Annotated in this window: 10 protein-coding genes; 1 reads left to right on the top strand and 9 read right to left on the bottom strand. The window is 53.8% G+C overall.

Translation table 11 applies throughout. The annotated features are described in order from the left end of the window. Window positions 1–73: 73 nt before the first annotated feature. The 9 genes from LCH85_01325 to LCH85_01285 form a co-directional block, all read right to left on the bottom strand. Window positions 74–898, bottom strand: coding sequence for an HINT domain-containing protein (locus LCH85_01325; protein ID MCA0350611.1), 825 nt, complete (start codon window positions 896–898; stop codon window positions 74–76). A gap of 78 nt (window positions 899–976) precedes the next feature. After that, entirely contained in the window at window positions 977–1303 is a 327-nt protein-coding gene (locus LCH85_01320; protein MCA0350610.1) for a hypothetical protein, read from the bottom strand. Between the two features lie 2 nt (window positions 1304–1305). Then, on the bottom strand, window positions 1306–1923 hold the full coding sequence (locus tag LCH85_01315; protein ID MCA0350609.1) for a hypothetical protein: 618 nt from the start codon (window positions 1921–1923) through the stop codon (window positions 1306–1308). 38 nt (window positions 1924–1961) lie between these two features. Next, window positions 1962–2342, bottom strand: a complete 381-nt coding sequence (locus LCH85_01310) for an RHS repeat-associated core domain-containing protein (protein MCA0350608.1) — start codon at window positions 2340–2342, stop codon at window positions 1962–1964. Window positions 2343–2678: 336 nt separating this feature from the next. Then, window positions 2679–3857 carry a hypothetical protein gene (locus tag LCH85_01305; protein MCA0350607.1) on the bottom strand — a complete coding sequence of 393 codons (1179 nt, stop codon included), beginning with the start codon at window positions 3855–3857 and terminating at the stop codon, window positions 2679–2681. 105 nt (window positions 3858–3962) lie between these two features. Beyond that, entirely contained in the window at window positions 3963–15011 is an 11049-nt protein-coding gene (locus LCH85_01300; protein ID MCA0350606.1) for a CAP domain-containing protein, read from the bottom strand. 257 nt (window positions 15012–15268) lie between these two features. Further along, the gene (locus LCH85_01295; protein MCA0350605.1) at window positions 15269–15760 is read right to left on the bottom strand and encodes a PIN domain-containing protein; all 492 of its coding nucleotides are present in this window, start codon (window positions 15758–15760) and stop codon (window positions 15269–15271) included. 160 nt (window positions 15761–15920) lie between these two features. Next, complete coding sequence (locus tag LCH85_01290; protein MCA0350604.1) at window positions 15921–16106, bottom strand: Hin recombinase; 186 nt, start codon at window positions 16104–16106, stop codon at window positions 15921–15923. Window positions 16107–16154: 48 nt separating this feature from the next. Further along, on the bottom strand, window positions 16155–17057 hold the full coding sequence (locus LCH85_01285; protein ID MCA0350603.1) for a PhzF family isomerase: 903 nt from the start codon (window positions 17055–17057) through the stop codon (window positions 16155–16157). A gap of 374 nt (window positions 17058–17431) precedes the next feature. Between LCH85_01285 and LCH85_01280 the strand changes: the two genes are divergently transcribed. Then, the gene (locus LCH85_01280; protein MCA0350602.1) at window positions 17432–18853 is read left to right on the top strand and encodes a phosphopantetheine-binding protein; all 1422 of its coding nucleotides are present in this window, start codon (window positions 17432–17434) and stop codon (window positions 18851–18853) included. Window positions 18854–18860: the final 7 nt, after the last annotated feature.

Genomic DNA, 18860 nt, shown 5'->3' with positions numbered 1-18860 from the left:
AAGTGTATGAAACAAGATCTCCATTTAGTGTATCTAAATTAATGGAGATCTTGTTTCATACCTCATTTGAAACCTATTCGATTATTTTGAGTGATCCAGGAACAATATTTTCTTCAAACCATTCAGCCCAGATCGGAGGAATCTCAAATGATTGCCCAGGTTTGGTTGGATCAACTATTTTTGGTGCTAAACCTCCTTGATTTTTAACATTTTGATTATAGAAGCTTTGTGGAATACTTGACTCTAAAAGTAATTCGTCTAACCACTTAGGTATTTTGAATTCATATATTTGGCCTCCCGCACGTCTATTGAAAAGAAAATATTTTGCATGATCGAGGTTACCTCTACTAATATTGATATTCTTTCTTGCAAATCGTACTATCCCGTCTTCATCGACCGTAATACGATAAAAACTTCGTTGTCTTAAATCATCACCACCTTGGATCCGATAGTATGAGACAGCTTCATCACAGTCCGTATTATGAACGAGAATCCCCGCACTGCCAATGGTATAGGTATGGAGGGTAGCTACGGTGAAGTTGTAGACCATGACCGGCTGCACGTCCACGTCTACATTGACGACGGTGATGGTATAGCCCGCATCGCCCAACAACCGATCACCAACCCGCAATTTGCCCGCATCGATCCAGCCGCGTCCATAGACCCAGAACGGGTGATGGTCGGTCGCCTGAATTTGTTCCTGCGCAAGCCCCAGCGTATCGGTGAGCGGCTGGACAGTTAGGTCAATGATCAACGTGGCGGTATGGGCGGTTGTCCATGTAATCGGGTAATAGCCAGCCTGATGAGTTTGGGGATCGATCGCCCAGACGGTACCGCCCACCACCAGGGTTTCAATCGGCACCAGCCCATGACTACTCTCAACGAGCGTATTGGCCACACAGGGAACGTCATTAATGCACGAACGGGCGATCAGTATTGATCACCCGTTCGTTAGGCTTTCTATTCCTTGGATTGGCTATGGGACAAGCACAAGAAAATATCCATCATGCGTCCATTGATATTGACCCCTATCAGGCTCAACGGATGAGAGGATATCATGATAAAGATGAATAACATAATCCATGTCATCGGTATGACATATAGGGCATTCATTCGATATTGCCATGGCTACCACATGGGCTTTGCCAGGCTTACCCTCATCATTACCTCCCCAGCGCAATGGCTCTTGGAGATGATAGCGATACAGCCATACATCGCCATAGGTAAATTGAAGCACAAAGGTGCTTATCGATCCACAAACCTGACAGGGTATGGTACAAATAAGTTCATTGAAAGCACCCATGATTAAAATCCTTCTACTGGTAATCCAACCGCTTTAAGGTATTTTCGTAGTCTCTTATCCTGAGTGATAAGTGGAAGATTTTCTTGGAAAGCAGACCCAACAACCCAACCATCCTTGTCATGAAGTACTCTACCAAGAACCTTAGCTTGATGTTGAAGATTCTGTACATCTGCTGCCGTAGCAGCCTTACCAATTCTTCCACCATGTTTTGTTAAAAACTCACGTAATACATTAACATCCCCTTTTTTAAGAAATTCTTTTGCAGCTCTAATCGAAATTACTGGCGAACGTCCATCTAACGCTGCTTCCAAAGCCTCTAATTCGCCAGCCTCTAGCCCCCGCATCAAAGAATTAGCATCTAAATGTACTTCATTACGTGAAACTTGCAATAGGGCATCGGCATCATCGACCTGCTCAACGCTATGGGCCACATCGGCAGCGTCATCTACCGTATCTGCGGTGTTATCCAGTGCCTTGCCCGCAGCAGCCAATTCATCGCTAGCATCAATGAATTCATCCACATGATAGAGGGCATCGGCCACCTCATCAACATGATCGAGTTGGTTAACAACCGCCTTGCCACCGCTGGCATACCCGCCACCCGGCAGAAAGATGCCCACAATCCAGAGCGCTCCCGTTGCAACTTTCTCCCACCCACTCACGCAGGGATCAAGCAGGGTATCAACGGTCGTGTAGTTATCATAATTGCAAACCCGGTTTCAACCACTCCCCAGGCAGCACCCACAAGCCACGCAGCACCCACGAGCAACGGGACAAGATTACCACTGGGGTCGGTATGCCACGCCGGACTATTGTGGGCATAGGTATATTTATGCAGCGATTGCGGGCTGGTCGGAATACCCGCAAAACCATCTTGTTGGAGAAAGCGCCCCATCGTTGGCAGGTACTGGCGTGCACGGAGGTAGACCGTGCCATCATGGCCCATTAACTCGCCGGTATAGCCCAAGCGATTGCTGCTCATGCCGGTTTGGCGGCGGATCGTGCCCCAAATACTGAAATAGGTGCGTTGCTGCTCCACGCCCGCTGGGGTGATTAAGGCGCGAATCGTGCCTTGGGCATCCAGTTGGGTATAGGCCAGAATGACACCTCTGCCCTCTGGTCGCGGAATCAGTGCCGCTTCAAACGAGAGGCATTGAATCGAGATTTATTATGTCAATATATCCAAGCGATGTGCGCGAGGAATTGAAGCAATGCCTGTTGTTTTTGGAGGATGAGGACGGTCAACCATGCGCTCCACCCGGATCGTCGCAGGCGCATAAAACTGACACTGTGGGCAAGTCGGCCCTTGAAATGAATGCATTTTTACCTTCTTTTCTCTCTACAATGCAGCCCAAACCAGCACGGATCGGCTCGCTTACTCCGCGCCGAACCCTGGATGCTCGGCGTTCGGCAGTCGTAAAAAGCCATTTATGGCGGCAGGTGTCCACGGAAGGCCAAAATTGCGCAAGATCCGCAGGGGGCGATAATCCTCCCCTTTCTCCGTTGCAAAGGCTTTGTGGGCTATCCATCGCATGACATCATCATGGAGATCCATGCGGTCAAGCGGTGGCGCATAGTGGACAACGCCAAAGGCCAAGAGTAACAAGGCGAGGTAATCATCATCACACAGCGGTCTCGTTTCGCCACGCAGGGATGCTAGCCATGCGGACGCAACGGGCGCACGCTCAGCAAACGATCGCGCATACAACACGCTGCCACAATCAAGCCAATAATGATTGGTCATCGGTACCCGCTCATAATCAGCAATAAAGGCTGCGTCATGCCCCAGGATTGTCTCAATGAACCATTGATAGTGATCGTCCGGCATTGACGTTGCCCAACGGGCCAGCACGGAGGTTGCCGTGAAGCGAACCAGCGGGTCTCCAGCTTGGGTCGCTGTCTTGTCCAGCCATGCGAGCGCAGCAGGATGGCCACTGCACCATGCCAAATAGGGGTAGGCAGCGCGGAAGGTGGGCCGTGATTCGGCATCCGCATAGATTTGAATGGATGGCCAGTGTGTGCCATCCTTGGCTAAGCAACACGCCACAATCAGCAGGGTGCTATGCACCAGATCCGGATCGGGATCATGGAGCCATGGCATGATGCTTGGCAACGCCGCTAGGGCTAATGGATAGACCTGTGCTTCCGCGTGATCCGCATCCCACCCGTCATCACGCATGGCTTCATCCGATTCATCGTCATGCTCCCATTCATCATCATTATCAGCATCAAGCTGATCCCATGCATGATAGCGATTGAGTGCGGGAATGGGTGGAACAATCCCTTCAAGAATCTCCTGAACTAAGGCCGAAACATACGAGCGGGTTGGCCCCGGATAGGTCAAGAGGAGGTGCAGAAGATAGGGAAACGCGGCAATCGCTGCATCACTCACCCATTCTTGATGCACAATCGAGATTGCGAGCGCTGCATGTGCTTGTTGAATCACCATCGGATCGGGATGCGTCAGGTTGCGCAGATGCACTGGCGTATCGGTAGCATACCCATAGGCATGGCCAATCAGATGCCATGGAATGTGGTCAAGATCATCAACCATAGAAAGCCTTTCATTGTGAAAGGATTCGTGATATCCACCACTACGTTGATGATGGGTATCACGAATCCTCAAACCGGTGTCAGTCAAGCGAATCGATCATGTTCATTATGGGAGATTCTTTTCCCATGGTCCATCCCATGTTCTTTCACCACCACGAATACCGAGGGTCTTGAGCACATGATCACATCCTATAGTGCCTTTTGGATCATTTGCATTGATCACACAAGGATGGATAAGATCCCCTATATAACCACTTGATGTCTTCCTGATATTCATTGTCGTAAATTCAGCATTGACTAACAACGACTGAAGTTGCTCGAAGTCTGCGGTGCCGATATCTATTATGTTGGGATTTAATTCTGCCCTTGCGCCTAAGGCATCACTAATACAGTGTATTTCTGCACAATTCCACTCTCGACGATGGCCACCTCCATTTTTTTTGTACGTGTCACGCAGCTTATTTCGTATACTCTTAGGCAAGACGTTGCTACCTTTGCCACGTGCACCACTGATTGCTTTATAAATCTTCTTATCACCAGGAAAGCGAAAAATGGCTATTGTTTTGCTCTGATTTGGTGCTAAACCTTGTAAATCCCCACTTTGAACAACCTCTTCAGCATATGCAAAAAGCTCGTTTTGAAAAGCTTGATCACAGTCAATATTATGAACGAGAATCCCAGCATGGCCAATGGTGTAGGTATGGAGCGTAGCCACGGTGAAGTTGTAGACCATGACGGGCTGCAACTCCACACCCACATCCACCACGGTGATGGTATAGCCCGCATCGCCCAACAACCGATCACCAACTCGCAGTTTGCCCGCATCGATCCAGCCGCGCCCATAGACCCAGAACGGGTGATGGTCGGTGGCCTGAATCTGTTCCTGCGCCAGCCCCAGTGTATCGGTGAGCGGCTGGACGGTTAGTTCAATCACCAAGGTAGCAGTATGCGCCGTCGTCCAGGTAATCGGGTAGTACCCAGCCTGGTTAGTTTGGGGATCGATCGCCCAGACCGTATCACCCACCACCAAGGTTTCAATCGGCACGAGGCCATGACTGCTCTCGACCAACGTGCCCGCGACAAAGCTATTGCCCGGCACACACGGAAGATTATCGGTGACTTTGATTAACTCATCACTTTGGCTCGCGACCGTATCCGCCTGATGGGCTACCTGCGTGGCATCATCGACATGGGTCACCGCTTTCCCACTGTCGATCACATCGTCGGTATAGCCATTGAACCGATACAGGGCAGTATCAACCTGATCAAGGTTGCTAACAATGGCGCGTTTGGCCGCCTTCCCACCACTGGCGTAGCCACCACCCGGTAGAAACATACCGGCGACCCAAAGGCCTACTGTTGAAGCCTTTTCCCAGCCACTGACACACGGATCGAGTAGCGTATTCATCGTCGTAAACGCATCATACACCGAGAGGGTGATTTCAACAGCCGTCCACGCCGCCAAAAGCAATGGAATGACGTTGCCGCTGGGGTCGGTATGCCACGCCGGACTATTGTGCGCATAGGTATATTTATGCAGCGATTGCGGGCTGGTCGGAATACCCGCAAAACCATCTTGTTGGAGAAAGCGCCCCATCGTTGGCAGGTACTGGCGTGCACGGAGGTAGACCGTGCCATCGTGTCCCATCAACTCGCCAGTATAGCCCAAGCGATTGCTGCTCATGCCGGTTTGGCTGCGGATCGTGCCCCAGATGCTGAAATGGGTGCGTTGCTGCTCCACGCCCGCTGGGGTGATTAAGGCGCGAATCGTGCCTTGGGCATCGAGTTGGGTATAGGCCACCAGCCACGGGGCCGTGTGCTGCCGCTCGCGCACCGCATGCACGCCCTCAGGGCCATAGGCATACTGGGTTTCAACTCCATTGGAGGCTTGCGTGCCGATCAAGCGGGGTAAATCGCTTGTTTCATCCCAGAGGAACAGCGTGTGAGTGACCGCAAGGCCATGGGTGATCGTTTCGGTGACCAGCGTGCCCCAGCCGTTATAGCCATAGGCCACGGTCATCGTAGCGCTCTGGGTTTGGCGCAGCCGATTGGCTCCATCATAGGTATAGCTGGTCTGGCCATCATCAAGCAGATTGCCTGCCTGATCATAGGTGAAGGCCTGCACCTGATCTGCCGCATCGTAGGTATGGGTGGTGGCCGATGCTCCATCGTGCAGGCGGTTGCCAACAGCATCGAGGGTATAGTGCTGGCTGATCGCTGGCACACTCGCCAGATCGCTGGTTTGGGTGACCGCGACCACGCGCTGGCGTGCATCATAGGCCAGCTGGGTGGTCAGCGCCTGCCCATTCAGCGTTTCGGCCAGCATCGTGGGCAAGCCCACCGAATCACGGGTATAGGTCAGGTCGGTATTGGGGCCATAGCGAATCTGGAGCAGCGCCCCATCAGCTCGATAGCTGTGGGTGATCTGCTGCCCGAGCGCTGGTCGATCCATCGCGGTGACCGCCGTCGTCGCCCCCCGATAGGTATAGTGGGTTGTGGGCGCATTCCATACACTTATCGTCGTCGTCCGGCCCATGGGGTCACGCGTGGCCGCGACGCTGCCCGTCCCCCAATAGTCAGTGGTGACGCTGCGCTCATCGGGCGCAATCGTGGTCGTAATCGTCACGCCATTCTGACTGCGCGTCGTCATCCGTTCGAGGGCATCATAGGTATAGGTGGTCAGGCCACTGCCATCCACCATCGCGATCACCGAGTTGGTCGGATTGTAGCCATAGTTGACTGCTGGCGTGCCATCGGAATAGGTGATCGTCACGACGCGTCCAGCAGGATCATAGGTATAGGTGGTGACGACTCCTCGTGGATCCGTCACGGTTGCCCGCTCACCCCGCGCGGTATAGGTGATCGTGGTACAGCGCTGGAGGCCGTCGCAGATCTGTGCTGGCTGGTTCAGCAGGGTGTACTGGGTCGTGCGGACATGACCGTTGGCATCGGTAATCGCGATCGTATTGCCCACCGCATCGTAGCCAATCAGGGTGGTCACATTGGTGGTCGTGGTGGATGGCTGCCCCGGCTGTTCATGCTCAATCACCGCCGTCACACGGCCAGCGGCATCATGGCGATAGCCCGTGACCACCCCATTGGCATCGATGGACTGGTTCACGTTCCCGACCGCATCATAGCGTGTCTGGGTGGCGAATTGGCCAGCGGTGGTCACCGCCGTCGTGCGGCCCAGCTGATCGACTGCCGTCGTCGTCGTAATGCCCAGCGTATCGGTGATCAGGCTGGGGGTTCCGCGCACATCATAGGCGGTCGCCGTGCTGAAGCCCATCGATGTGCTGGTTCCCACAGTTCGGCCCACGGCATCATACTGGGTCTGCGTGACTAGCCCAAGGGTATCGGTGACCGTCGCCAGTCGTCCCATCGCATCATACTGATAGCTGGTCACCTGTCCGAGGGGATTGATCTCGGCAATTCGCTGCCCCAGCACATTGTAGTTCGTGCGACTGACCAAGCCACGCGGATTGGTAATCACCACGGTATTGCCCATGGCATCATGCTGATAGGTCGTGGTATGACTCAGGGGATTGGTGGTCGCGACCACCCGCCCCATGCGATCATAGCGGGTGACGGTCGCAAAGCCCAACGGATCGGTCACCCGAATCGCGCGGCCCACGGCATCACGGGTCGTGTATGTGGTGTGCGACAAGGCATCGGTGCTGGCAATCACCCGACCTGCTGCATCATACTGCGTGCGGGTGGTTGCGCCTCGCGCATCGGTGACCGCAATCGTGCGGCCAGCATCATCATAGGTATAGGTGGTGACCGCGCTCAGGGTATCGGTCATCACCCGTAGGCGCTGGAGACTATCAAACTGCTGATAGGTCGTCGCGCTTAGTGCGCTGGTTGTGGCAATTCGATTGCCAAACAGATCATAGCGATAGCGGGTCGTGGCTCCGGTCGCATCGGTTTCCGCCACCACCCGATCATAGCCATCATAATCAGTGGTATTGGTCGCCCCGGTCGCATCCGTGCTGGTAATCGGTTTGCCTGCGCCATCGGTAGCCGTCGTCGCCGCCACCACGCCCAGGGGATCGATGTGCTGGCTCGGTTGTCCCGTCGCTCCATCGTAGACGGTGGTGCTGGTTCCGGCGGGCGTGGTCGTACTGACCAAGCGCCCAACCCCATCATAGGCATAGCTTGTCACCATCCCCAGAGCATTGGTGATCGCCGCCGTTTGACCGAGCGCGGTATAGCCATAGGTGGTGACCCCACCCAGCGGATTCTGCTCCTGCTGTTTGAGTCCCGTGGCGGTATAGGTATAGATCGTAGTGGCTCCGAGGGCATCGATCGTCATGCGCAGCTGGCCCGTGATCGGATCGTAGACCGAGTGGGTCGTTGCGCCCAGCCCATCGGTTTGGGCAATCAGTTGACCAAGCGGGTTGTAGGTCATGGTCGCAACCACGCCGAGGGGATTCGTGATCGCGGTGGTCAGCCCTAAGGCATTATAACCATAGGTGGTGGTTTCGCCGAGCGGGTTGGTCGTACTGCGCACGCGGCCTTGCGGATCATACGTCAAGGTTGTGGTCAGAATCCGCTGTTCTTCGAGCAGCCAGCGTCCGGTTGCCGCCACCAGTCGTGTCCCAGGAACGTAGGCATAGGTCGTTTTGGCACGCAGGGTATTGGTATGGTCATAGGTCGCTTCCGCCGTCACCAGATCAGGAAACTGCGGATCGTCATACGAGCGCTGGATATACAAATCATCGGTGGGATCGTCCATCACCCCAAAGGCATCGGTATAGATCGGCTGACCATTGGCATTGTAGATATAGCCGGTTTGGCGGAATTCATAGGCTCCGGCCCGCAACTCGGCCCGTACATCGTCAAACGCCGCCGGGACTTCCAAGCGCTCAACGCCTGAGGGCAGCATGCGGGCTTGGAAATTGCGCACGGTTTTGTGACAATAGTCGGTCGTGGCGGCCATGGCGCGTTGGCGTTGTTGCGATCCCCCCCCCGGCGTACAGCCACTCTTATATTCGGTTCCTTGATAGGGCGATTCGGGATGATATTTCTCAAAATCAACGTTGCCAAGACAATCGCGGCGCATCCGCTCAATGGTTTGTGAGGTCTCACCCAGCGATTGGGGTAAAATACCGCTAAATAGTGATAAGGCTCCATTGAGCGTATATCCAAGCTCGACCAAGGTCGGATTTAAGCCGAGTTCTTCCCCGGTGAAACACGACGGTTCTGCCGCCGCAGCGCTCGCACCGCGTGCTGCGACTGATGGGAAGAACCACGCCAATTCCTCGGCAGTGGGGGTATGTAATTCTTGCTGCACCAGATAGGCCGGATTGCGACTCTCCATGCGCTGATAGCGATAGGCGGTTTGAGTTGCGCCATTCAGGCTGATCGTGCGCAGGTGATACCCTTCCCCAGCGACCTCAGGTGGGGTGTAGGTAAAGGCCAGCGTCGTGCGGGCCGCCGTCGCACCGAGCGGATGCTCCGTGATCGTTGCGAGCAACAAGCGGCTACGATTCCCATCGACCACACTGGTATAGCCAAAGCGATACTGCCGCGCGACCGTCCCCGCAACGCGTGCTTCGAGCATGGCCAACCGTTGACTGGTATAAAACAGGTCAGCAGGCCGCTGATCGCTGCCCATGCCCCCAGCTGTTCGTGGCTCGTAGTGGAACACCACGTCGGCAGTTGGCGCAATCCCATGCTGTGGGTTACCGCCCCATGCCACGCTTAATGGATAGCCCGCTCGGTCGTACACCGCCCCCGCATGGGTCGCGGTCTCGGTGGCATAGGTCCATTGTTGGCGATTGCCGAGCAAATCCGTCACATGGTCAAGATTCCAGCGCCAGTGGTGGGCATTCCCAGCGGCATCCCGCATGCGCCACGCACTCGTGGCACTTGCGCCAAACTGCCAACTCCGGCCTTGCTGATCCGTCATCACCCAATACCAGCCGCCATCCACGCCGTGGCTTGCGCCGCTCTGGCGGGTGATCCGCAGATCCCAGCCATCAAGATCGCTGCTTTGGGCGCTTTGGCGATCAAGCTGATAGGTGGTCTCGCCCAGCGTCCAGTCATGCACCAACCGCCAGAGGCGACCATGCCAGAGCAGCGCATAACTATCATCAGCGGGGTCGCTGGGAGTCAGGTCAGGAAGCCGCAGCACGGCATATTCGGGCACGGCAACCCCAGCGCCTGCCAACGACCCTTGCTGCTCGCGACCGAGATCGGCCAAGGCGCTTTGCACCCGCAGTGACCAATCCATAGGCTGCATTGGTCCGGTCGGGAGTAGCAAGGGAATATTTTGTGCACTGGAGCCATTCTGCTCGATGCGGTCATACGAGAGCAAGGCCGGCGGCAGCGCCGGTTGGGTTGGGTCAGCAACGGTCGGTGGGACGACGATAATACTATCGCTACTGACCGAGATCACCCCTTCTGGCGACCGATACATCGCAAACACCCGCTGTTCGCCTGGGCCTGCGGGGAGTGTCCATGGGATGGAGATGGGACGGGTAAACGTCCATTCGGTACTCATATCTTGATCATGTTGATCAGGATACATGGTTCCGAGCGTCACGGTATAGGGAATCCATGTGGGGGTAAAGATCGGACTATGCCCAAGCGCTACACTCCAGCCAGGCTCCAGAATGGGTGACCCAAGAATAGGGGGGCTGAATAACACATGGACATCACGACTGGTCGTCGTGAGTGCCTCGGTATTAATAAAAATAGGATAGTTATGCTCTTGATACCCGATGACTAATGCACCCCGATAACTACCAAGGGATGGGCCTACATCACGAGCAAACCGATGCAAGATGCCATGACGATGGAGCTTACTGGACATCCATGCAGTAACCGCTTGCTGTGGTCCATAATAAAAGCTTCCCCCACCATACCCTAACTCGCCCGCATATCCATTTAAGCCATTTTCATAGTTAAAGCGTAAGGCGCGATCATGAGGCCAACTGCCATCACTGCCCTGATGCCCAAGGAATTGATTCTCTGTCATATCTTGGACTTGTGTATAGGCTGCTTTCCGTAACCGATCATCATACTTGAACGGAGCAAGCCCATACTTCAGTCGTTCTTGATTGACGAGCCTTAATACTTCTCGATCATCGTCGGTCGCAAATCCATAGGCTTCGTCCACGTCATCTGGTTGGAGCGAGAAAAGTTCTTGGGTGGCGATTAATGCCACTTCATAGGTATCAATGCCAGAGAAATCATTGGTGAGGTGGACTACATAGCCATCACGATACCGCCCATCACGTAAGGCAATCGAACGGAGATCAAAGGTTTGGCTAATGGTGTTGGTTTCATAGCGTACCGTGGGTGAAATAAAACGTGTCGTACTGGGGTATTGTGCATCGAAAAATTCTACCGTATCGTAGATTTTCGCATGCCGAATCACCAGTTGATAACTCTGATGCGGCAGCGTTTGAATGCGGAACCAATCCTGACCATTCACCGTGGTGCGGGTATACCATTGATTCGCCGTCAACAACGGAGCGGTGGCTTGGGTACGAATCGGCTCCGCCAATGGGGCTTGAATGCGCTCCACCAGCACACTATACCGCCAGTCGGAACTGAAGGTTTGGATATTGCCGAGCATGGAGACATGCAGGGTGTACCACCCCGTCGTCTTGGCATGAAAGATGTATTCTTGAATGCCCCCATGCGCGGCACCAAGGCTCATCGCACGGTCATTGCCAAGAATATCAATGAACGGATAGGTTCCGGTTGCTTGCCCAAAAATCGTGACCCGATACAAGGCCGTCGCTTCGCCCTGAAACCGGAGATAATCGTGATCAAGCTCGCTACTGAAATTGCCATGATAGGGCTGATCAACCTGCATCACGGTTGCATGGGCCAGATCATTATTTGGCTCACTGGGGGTATTGCACACATAGGGACACGCTGCAATGCCCAGCTGATAGCGGACAACCGGATCATTCAGCCCGGTCTTAACCCGAATATGGTAGGTTTGATTGGCGCTTAATGGATGCACTACCTGCTCACCGCTGGCCAGCAAGGTTGCTCCCGCATACAACTCGATCTCAGTGATCGCAAAATCCGTCGCCTGATGCAGTTGCAGGTGATAGGTTATCGCCGTGGTTGGCGTGAACTGATACCAATCCTCGTCGAAATCAGGGGTAGCGGTACAGAGCGTCGCCATCGCGCTTAATCCAACGGTTGCGGTTGTCGCGGTTACAGCCGAGTTATTGGCCTCATCAGCACACGGATCAACGCGCACCATGCGTAAGCGATACTGCATCTCTGCGCCCGCTTTCGGACTCGTTGCCCGCACATAGACCTCGCCGCTGCTGCTCGGTGTCCACACCGCCCACGTGAGACCACCAAGCCGATCACTTAAATACTGGGGTGGTGAGGCAGGATCGGGGATAGGCTGATTATACTGATCGCGAAAACTGATGCCCATGCCGCTGGCATCGGGATGATCGGATGTCAACAGTAAGCGATATTCCGTTCCCGCCTGAACCGCCAACCGATACCAATCGTAACGGTCATTGGCATGGGCACAGAAGGCTCCCGCAAGCTCGGCCTGGTGCAGCAGTTGGGCCTCGCCAACGCTGTCATCAAGCGGCATCCCCGCATCACGGCAGGCATTACCGGCGATGGTGAGGGTATAGTAGGGCATGGCTGCGCGCGTTGGATCGGTTCGGCGCAGCTGAATATAGAGTGGTTCATCCGCAACCGCCAGAAAGGTCAGGCGTGGGGTGCGAGATAGCGCCGTCATCGTGGTGGTAGGATGGAGCAGCGTTTGGGCATCACCGCGATACACCCGAACATCGGTGGTATAGTCAACACTCAGGTCGCTGAGGGCAAGGCTATACCATGTTCCCGCTGTCCCATTGACCGTGTACCAATCTTCATCACCCCGACAAAACGACCGTCGCGCAGGCATGCCCAGCGTCAGCACTTCGGCTTGGGGAGCACTATTATTGGCGGTTTCGGTGGTCGCACAGACCGTATTTCCATGAGAAAGATTAACTTGGTAGTAAAATCCGGCTGGTTGCTGGCGGGTTGGAAACGAGCTAATCCGGAGAAAATAGGTTCCATCGTTGGGGACAACCACACTCACCTGTGATCCCCACGAGAAGGAAATACTATGCAGATACTCCGGTGATTCTGCATCATCGTTTTCGGCTAACAGGGTTCCTTGGGCATCGTAGACCGCAAGCACCGTATCCACGCCTGGATAGAGGTTGGTGGTATTGATCGTATAGGCCCCACCAGCGACCCCCTGAAACGCAAGCCAATCCACATCATCGCGTTCGCAAAAGGCCTGCGTGATGGTGGTACCCAAACGCAATTCAGTTGCGTGGGCTTGGCTGTTATTGGGTTCATCGGCATCAACACACTGATTCATCGATACCCGTGGCACGACTGGGGTGGGTGATGCACTCGCGATGGGGAATGGATCCCACGCAATCGGGGTGATCGCGGCTGGTAATGGGGTGCTGGTTGCACTCGGCGTGGCCGTGGCAGCGGGCGTGGCCGTCACCACCGGCGTTGCGCTGCTGATCGGCGTGGCCGTGGCGGGAACGCTGGTGCTCACCGCCCATAACACGGCGGCATCAAATAAGGCCCAGCCGTCGGCGGTTGCGACCAGCGGGGTATCATCATTGAAAAAGAAGCCAACCCGCCGCGCAGGAGCCGTCGCACTCACCATGACGGCGCCTTGGTCATAGCCAAAAATCACGGCTTTGGTCGTGGTGCTGGAGGTTCCGGCAATCCGCACCGCATTCGCATTAGGGCTGCCATAGGGCATAGCGCGGCCAGCACTCATCACACTGACGCTGCCACTCAACCCTGCCGCCATGGGATGGCTCGGGCTTTGAATGGTCAAGGTGGCTTGGCTGGCGGTTGTGCCATAATCCGTGCCCAAGGTTGTGCTGGTCATGCCCATCTCACTATCGTACAGGCCATTTTCCCAGAGCATAACCGGAACCGCGACATCGCGGAAGGCGTTGCCAATCGTGCTCGAACTGACCGTTGAGGAAATTAGCACTAAGCGTTGGCCATTGGCGCTACTGCTGCTGGCAGCACTTTGGACGACCGTGGTCACGCTGTAGCCCAGACTCGTGAGTTGCTGCACAATCCGCGCATCGGCGGAACCGACGGCGGGAGTACTGCCCACAATCAGCACCACCGGGCCACCATGGCCTTGTGATGGGATCGTGGTTGGCGCTGCATTGGTAGCGGTTGCACTCGGAAGTGTGGCGGTAGGCGTAGCCGAGGGGACGGTAGTTGGAACAATTGAGGTGGCTGAGGGGGATGTCGTGGGCGTGGCTGATGGCACTGCCGTCGCCGTTCTGGTTGGAGGACCAGTCGTGGCGGTAGGGCTGGCGGTAGCCGTGGCGGGAATGCTGGTTGGGGTAGGCGTTGGCGCAGGCGTGCCCGAACCAGCCGCCCAGGCGACCGCCGTATCAAACAAGGTCCAGCCATCCATGGTTAAATCGACGGCCGCCGTTGGATCAAGGAAAAAGCCAACTCGGCGGGCTGGAGCGATTCCGGTCACCATCGCTGCGCCGGTATCATAGGCAAAATACATATGGCGGGTCGTCCACCCAGCAACTGTGGCAATTGGTGCGGAAGCAGTGCTCCCACGGCCAAACGGCAGTTTATGCGCCGTCGCAAACACCGTCACGGGCGAACTTAAGCCAGCCGCCAAGGGATGCAGCGGATCAGTCAAGACCAGTTGGGTCGTGCTAGGGCTACTGTCATAGCCATAATCGGGGCCATTTGCCGTCCCCGTCATGCCTAAATCATCATACACCGCATGCTCATTGACCACCATGGGCACGGGCGTGTTCGCAAAGGTCGCGCCAATTTTTCCTGAATCGACGGTGGCCGAGATATAAATCAAGGCTTTGCCATCGGCATCGGCGAGTGTTTCTTGATCGTGGTTTTTGCGCACGACCGTGTAGGTTGTCGCCAAACGCGCGGCAATCGCATCATCGGCTGCCGAGGCGGCAGAACCTGTTAAAAACAACACCGTCCCCGCTGATTGGGCAACCGGTCGGGCTGCGATAGGGGGTGATTCAATCGGGTCAATGATTCGGGCCACGGCGACATCAGCACGCGGCAGGAGATTGGCGAACAGTGAACACAAGGTTAAGACAGCAGTAAACCGCCGCCAGACACGGGTTGTCATGGATACTTCCTCTTCTACTCTGAGAACGATCACTCTACAAATCTCTCAGAGGCTGGGCCTGATTATCGCTGAGGCCAAGGCCGATTGTCAAGTCGTCTTGCTCGATTACCGCTGATACAAAACAACCGCATACACCAGATTGTATGCGCAACCCCATGGCGGTCGTGCTGCATCGTTCGCCGATGCGACCCGTGGTCGTCATCCTTACCATGCCTTTAAGGGGCAAACCAGACCGCATGCGGTGAACCGAACGGCGGTTAAGGAGCCGATTTTGCCAAGGCATCGACCACCAGTACTGGTATCTCAGTAACCCGCTGCAAGGCAAAATCATTGGTTAAAAAGGCATCACAGACCGCATCAATCGCCGTCGCGAGTTGTAACGCATCCGGAGTCCACAGCCCATACTGCGCCCGGAGCGTGGCCGCCAACTCAGCAATCGGAGCCGTAATCGGCACCATCGTCAGCGCCGCAGTTTGATAAAAGAGGAGGCGATACTGGTGCACGAGGGCCATCTGCTGCTGCAGCAGCGGTTTCATCAGCGTTTCGGTGAGCGTTAACACCGAGGTGATCGCATGGATCTGATCGGGAGCAATCTGCCCCATAATAACCCGCAGCGTTGGTAAATACTGCGCATGCCCCTCCGTATAGTAAATCAAGGGAGCCGTATCGGGGCCAGGGTGGCTAACACACGCATTGTGGTCGCTCCCAGGCATCCCGTAACCCATCGACATAGGTTTGGGCATCGTCATTGGTGGCCAGCACCGCAGCAAATCCTGCCATATCCGCCAACCGCAGGAGGGGTACATCCAAGGAATCGACCAAGAATTTCACCAGATCTTTCCGTTCTTGGATGCCCAAGGTTTGGACTTATTCAAGAATCGCAACAAGGCTCATTCCATCCTCCGTTCCTTAACGAATTCGGTCAGTCGTCGCATGCTGACGCAGATACTGATAGAGCGTTTCACGGCTAATGTCCAGCTCGCGGGCTAAGGCCGTTTTGGATTCACCTGCGGCGGCTCGTGCAACGACGTGGGCAATCGTGGCCGCATTCAGTGCCTTCTTCCGCCCGGTATACACGCCACGCTGCTTAGCCATGGCGATGCCTTCGCGTTGACGTTCGCGGAATGAACCATTATACCCTTTTTACAACTGAATGGTTGTCTGGAAAACAATCACTGCATGACCACCAACTTTCACCAAAACAGGCGTATCCTGTTCAATTAACACCTGAACATCAATATACCCAGTTCGTCCTAGCGCAACGCCTTGACATGCAGTAAATCGCAAATATGATCCATTATGCGCAACCAAGCGATGCTGGACCAAGTAAGCACCGAGCGGCCCATTGGCATTCCCCGTAACTGGATCTTCATTGACCCCAATTGCTGGCGAGAACATCCGCCCATAGGAAAGAATCGCTGGATCATCAGAGTCTAAAGTAAAGACAAAATAGCCATTGCAGCCAATTTGTTTGCTCAACAGGGTAAGCGCTGCAAAATTCGGACGCAGCACATCAAGGGTCGTGCGCTTGTTAATCCCGATTAGTACTTTGGCATGGCCGGTTGAGACGATTTGAATCGGACATGCGTAGTGCAGGTCGTCAATACTCAGACCAAGGGCATCGAGTAGGGCTTGTTTGAATTGTCCATCAATTAGCGGGCCAAACCCAATCGCAGCTTGGGTCATAACAATTTGATAATCGTTGTCGGTTTGGATAATTTCAATTGGCAGTATACCAACCCCAGTTTTATGCTGGATTTGGCATGAGCCTAATTGAAGCTCGTGGGCACGGACATAATGGGCTGCAATCGTCGCATGACCACACAATGGAACTTCGACGGTGGGGGTGAAAAATCGTAACCAGACTGCATGACTTGAATCTGTCGGCGCAAGCAAAAAGACTGTTTCAGAGTTATTCAGTTCGCGGGCCAGTTGTTGCATCTCTTGGTCGCTCAGCTCATCAGCGTGCGTCACGACTCCAGCCGGATTTCCACGAAATTTATGCTGGGTGAAGGCATCAACTTGATACACATTAACCTGTTTCATAGCGGGTTTAAGCCTTTAATCAAACAACTACTATCGGTCTAGTGTAGCCTAGTTTTGCAGTTGAAAAAGGTTAAATTTGAATGATAAAACTCTCATTTTCATCAGCCTTTTTTCGTATTGACACGCGATACCCATGCGCGTATACTACACAACCGTGCTTGAGAGAATTAAAACTCCGGCTTAAAATAATTTGTTGCCTATCTACCTCCATTTCTACTGCAACAATTTCAATTATCAATAATATAATAATTTAATCGTTTATATACATACTTAATCATGTTAATACGAATTAAGTTTGTACTATATTGCTGTGCATTCTGATTTGTAATTGCGACGCAGAAATCTATTCTCTACCGAAGGAGTTTAAACGTTCTATGGTCAATCAACAAAAAATTACCAATAACCAGATTTCAGATATAGTCACGCTGATTGCTCAGGTGCTGCAAATTCCAGAATATATGGTAAATGATCAACTGAGTTATCGCTCAATTATGCAATGGGATTCATTGGCGCATATTAACTTGATGTTGGCCTTAGAAACCACTTATGGAATTACAATCGAGCCTGATACTATTGTTACCCTTAGTTCTGTTGCCCAGATTAAGGCTTATGTGCAGGGTAATCTTCAGCCGACATCAACCCAAGCAGCAGGGATTGAAACGCAAACCGGCGATGTTGTGGTCTATCGTGGCCTGGCAGGAGTAACCTTCGATCAGAGTCAGATCACGTTGATCGATGGCAAACAAGGCTGCTTGCAATATCGCGGCTATAGCATTCATGATTTAGTTGAGCAAACGACGTTTGAGGAAACAGCCTTTTTATTATTGAACGGACAATTGCCTACCACCGCTGAGTTACAACAATTCAAGCAACAGTTGGTGGCAGCACGAGAGATTCCAGCAACGATTTTGGATCTGATTCAGCTCCTGAAAGATGGTCATCCAACTGAAGTTTTGCGTACATGCCTTTCGGCACTTGCCACGTTTGATGCCGAGCGCTTTGATGGCTCAGCTCCTGCAAGTGAAGCTCGCACCATTCGACTGATTGCCCAAATACCCTGCTTGATTGCGGCCCATCACGCGATTCGCCAAGGAAAAACACCAATTCAGCCCAACCCGGCGCTTGATCATGCCGCCAATTTTCTCTACATGCTCCAAGAAAGTATTCCAAGCCAACAAGCCCAGCAAATTGTGAATCAGATTCTGATTCTCCATGCTGATCATAGTGCCAATGCTTCAACCTTTACCGCGCGAGTTGTCGCAGGAACACGTTCTGACTGGTATGCGGCGCTCACTGCGGCAATTGCAGCCTTTGCAGGCCCACTCCACGGCGGGGCGATCGAACAGGTCATTACAATGATTCAAGCGATCGGCACGCCTGATCGAGCGGCTGATTACGTAGCCAACTTACAAGCCAACAATCAACCTGTGATGGGTTTTGGACATCGGGTCTACCAAACCGAAGATCCTCGAGCGCGACATTTACGCAAAGCAGCGCAAGCCTTGAGCGAACAAAGCGATAACAACTATTACGCGATTCTTGAAGCGGTTGTTCAGGCAATGCGTCCCTATATGGCCAAAGGGATCGATGTCAATGTTGATTTTTATGCCAGCGTTATTTATCACCTCTTGGGCATTCCCCACGATCTGTTTGTTCCAGCATTTATTGTTGGCCGAACTGTGGGCTGGTTGGCTCAAATCCAAGAACAGTATGCCAACAATATCTTGATTCGCCCGTTGCTGGCCTATGTTGGGCCAATTGATCAGCCCTATCGAGCATTGAACCAACGTCAATAACGAATCG

Source organism: Chloroflexota bacterium, assembly GCA_020161265.1.
Classification (GTDB): Bacteria; Chloroflexota; Chloroflexia; order Chloroflexales; family Herpetosiphonaceae; genus Herpetosiphon.
Note: the sequence above shows the minus strand (reverse complement) of the source record. Positions and strands in the feature narration are given on the sequence as shown.

What these genes read in the sequence shown, in the direction of transcription:
- LCH85_01320 (MCA0350610.1), bottom strand. Translation starts at nt 1,303, where the DNA reads ATGGGTGCTTTCAATGAACTTATTTGTACCATACCCTGTCAGGTTTGT.
- LCH85_01305 (MCA0350607.1), bottom strand. Translation starts at nt 3,857, where the DNA reads ATGGTTGATGATCTTGACCACATTCCATGGCATCTGATTGGCCATGCC.
- LCH85_01300 (MCA0350606.1), bottom strand. Translation starts at nt 15,011, where the DNA reads ATGACAACCCGTGTCTGGCGGCGGTTTACTGCTGTCTTAACCTTGTGT.
- LCH85_01295 (MCA0350605.1), bottom strand. Translation starts at nt 15,760, where the DNA reads ATGACGATGCCCAAACCTATGTCGATGGGTTACGGGATGCCTGGGAGC.
- LCH85_01290 (MCA0350604.1), bottom strand. Translation starts at nt 16,106, where the DNA reads ATGGCTAAGCAGCGTGGCGTGTATACCGGGCGGAAGAAGGCACTGAAT.
- LCH85_01285 (MCA0350603.1), bottom strand. Translation starts at nt 17,057, where the DNA reads ATGAAACAGGTTAATGTGTATCAAGTTGATGCCTTCACCCAGCATAAA.
- LCH85_01280 (MCA0350602.1), top strand. Translation starts at nt 17,432, where the DNA reads ATGGTCAATCAACAAAAAATTACCAATAACCAGATTTCAGATATAGTC.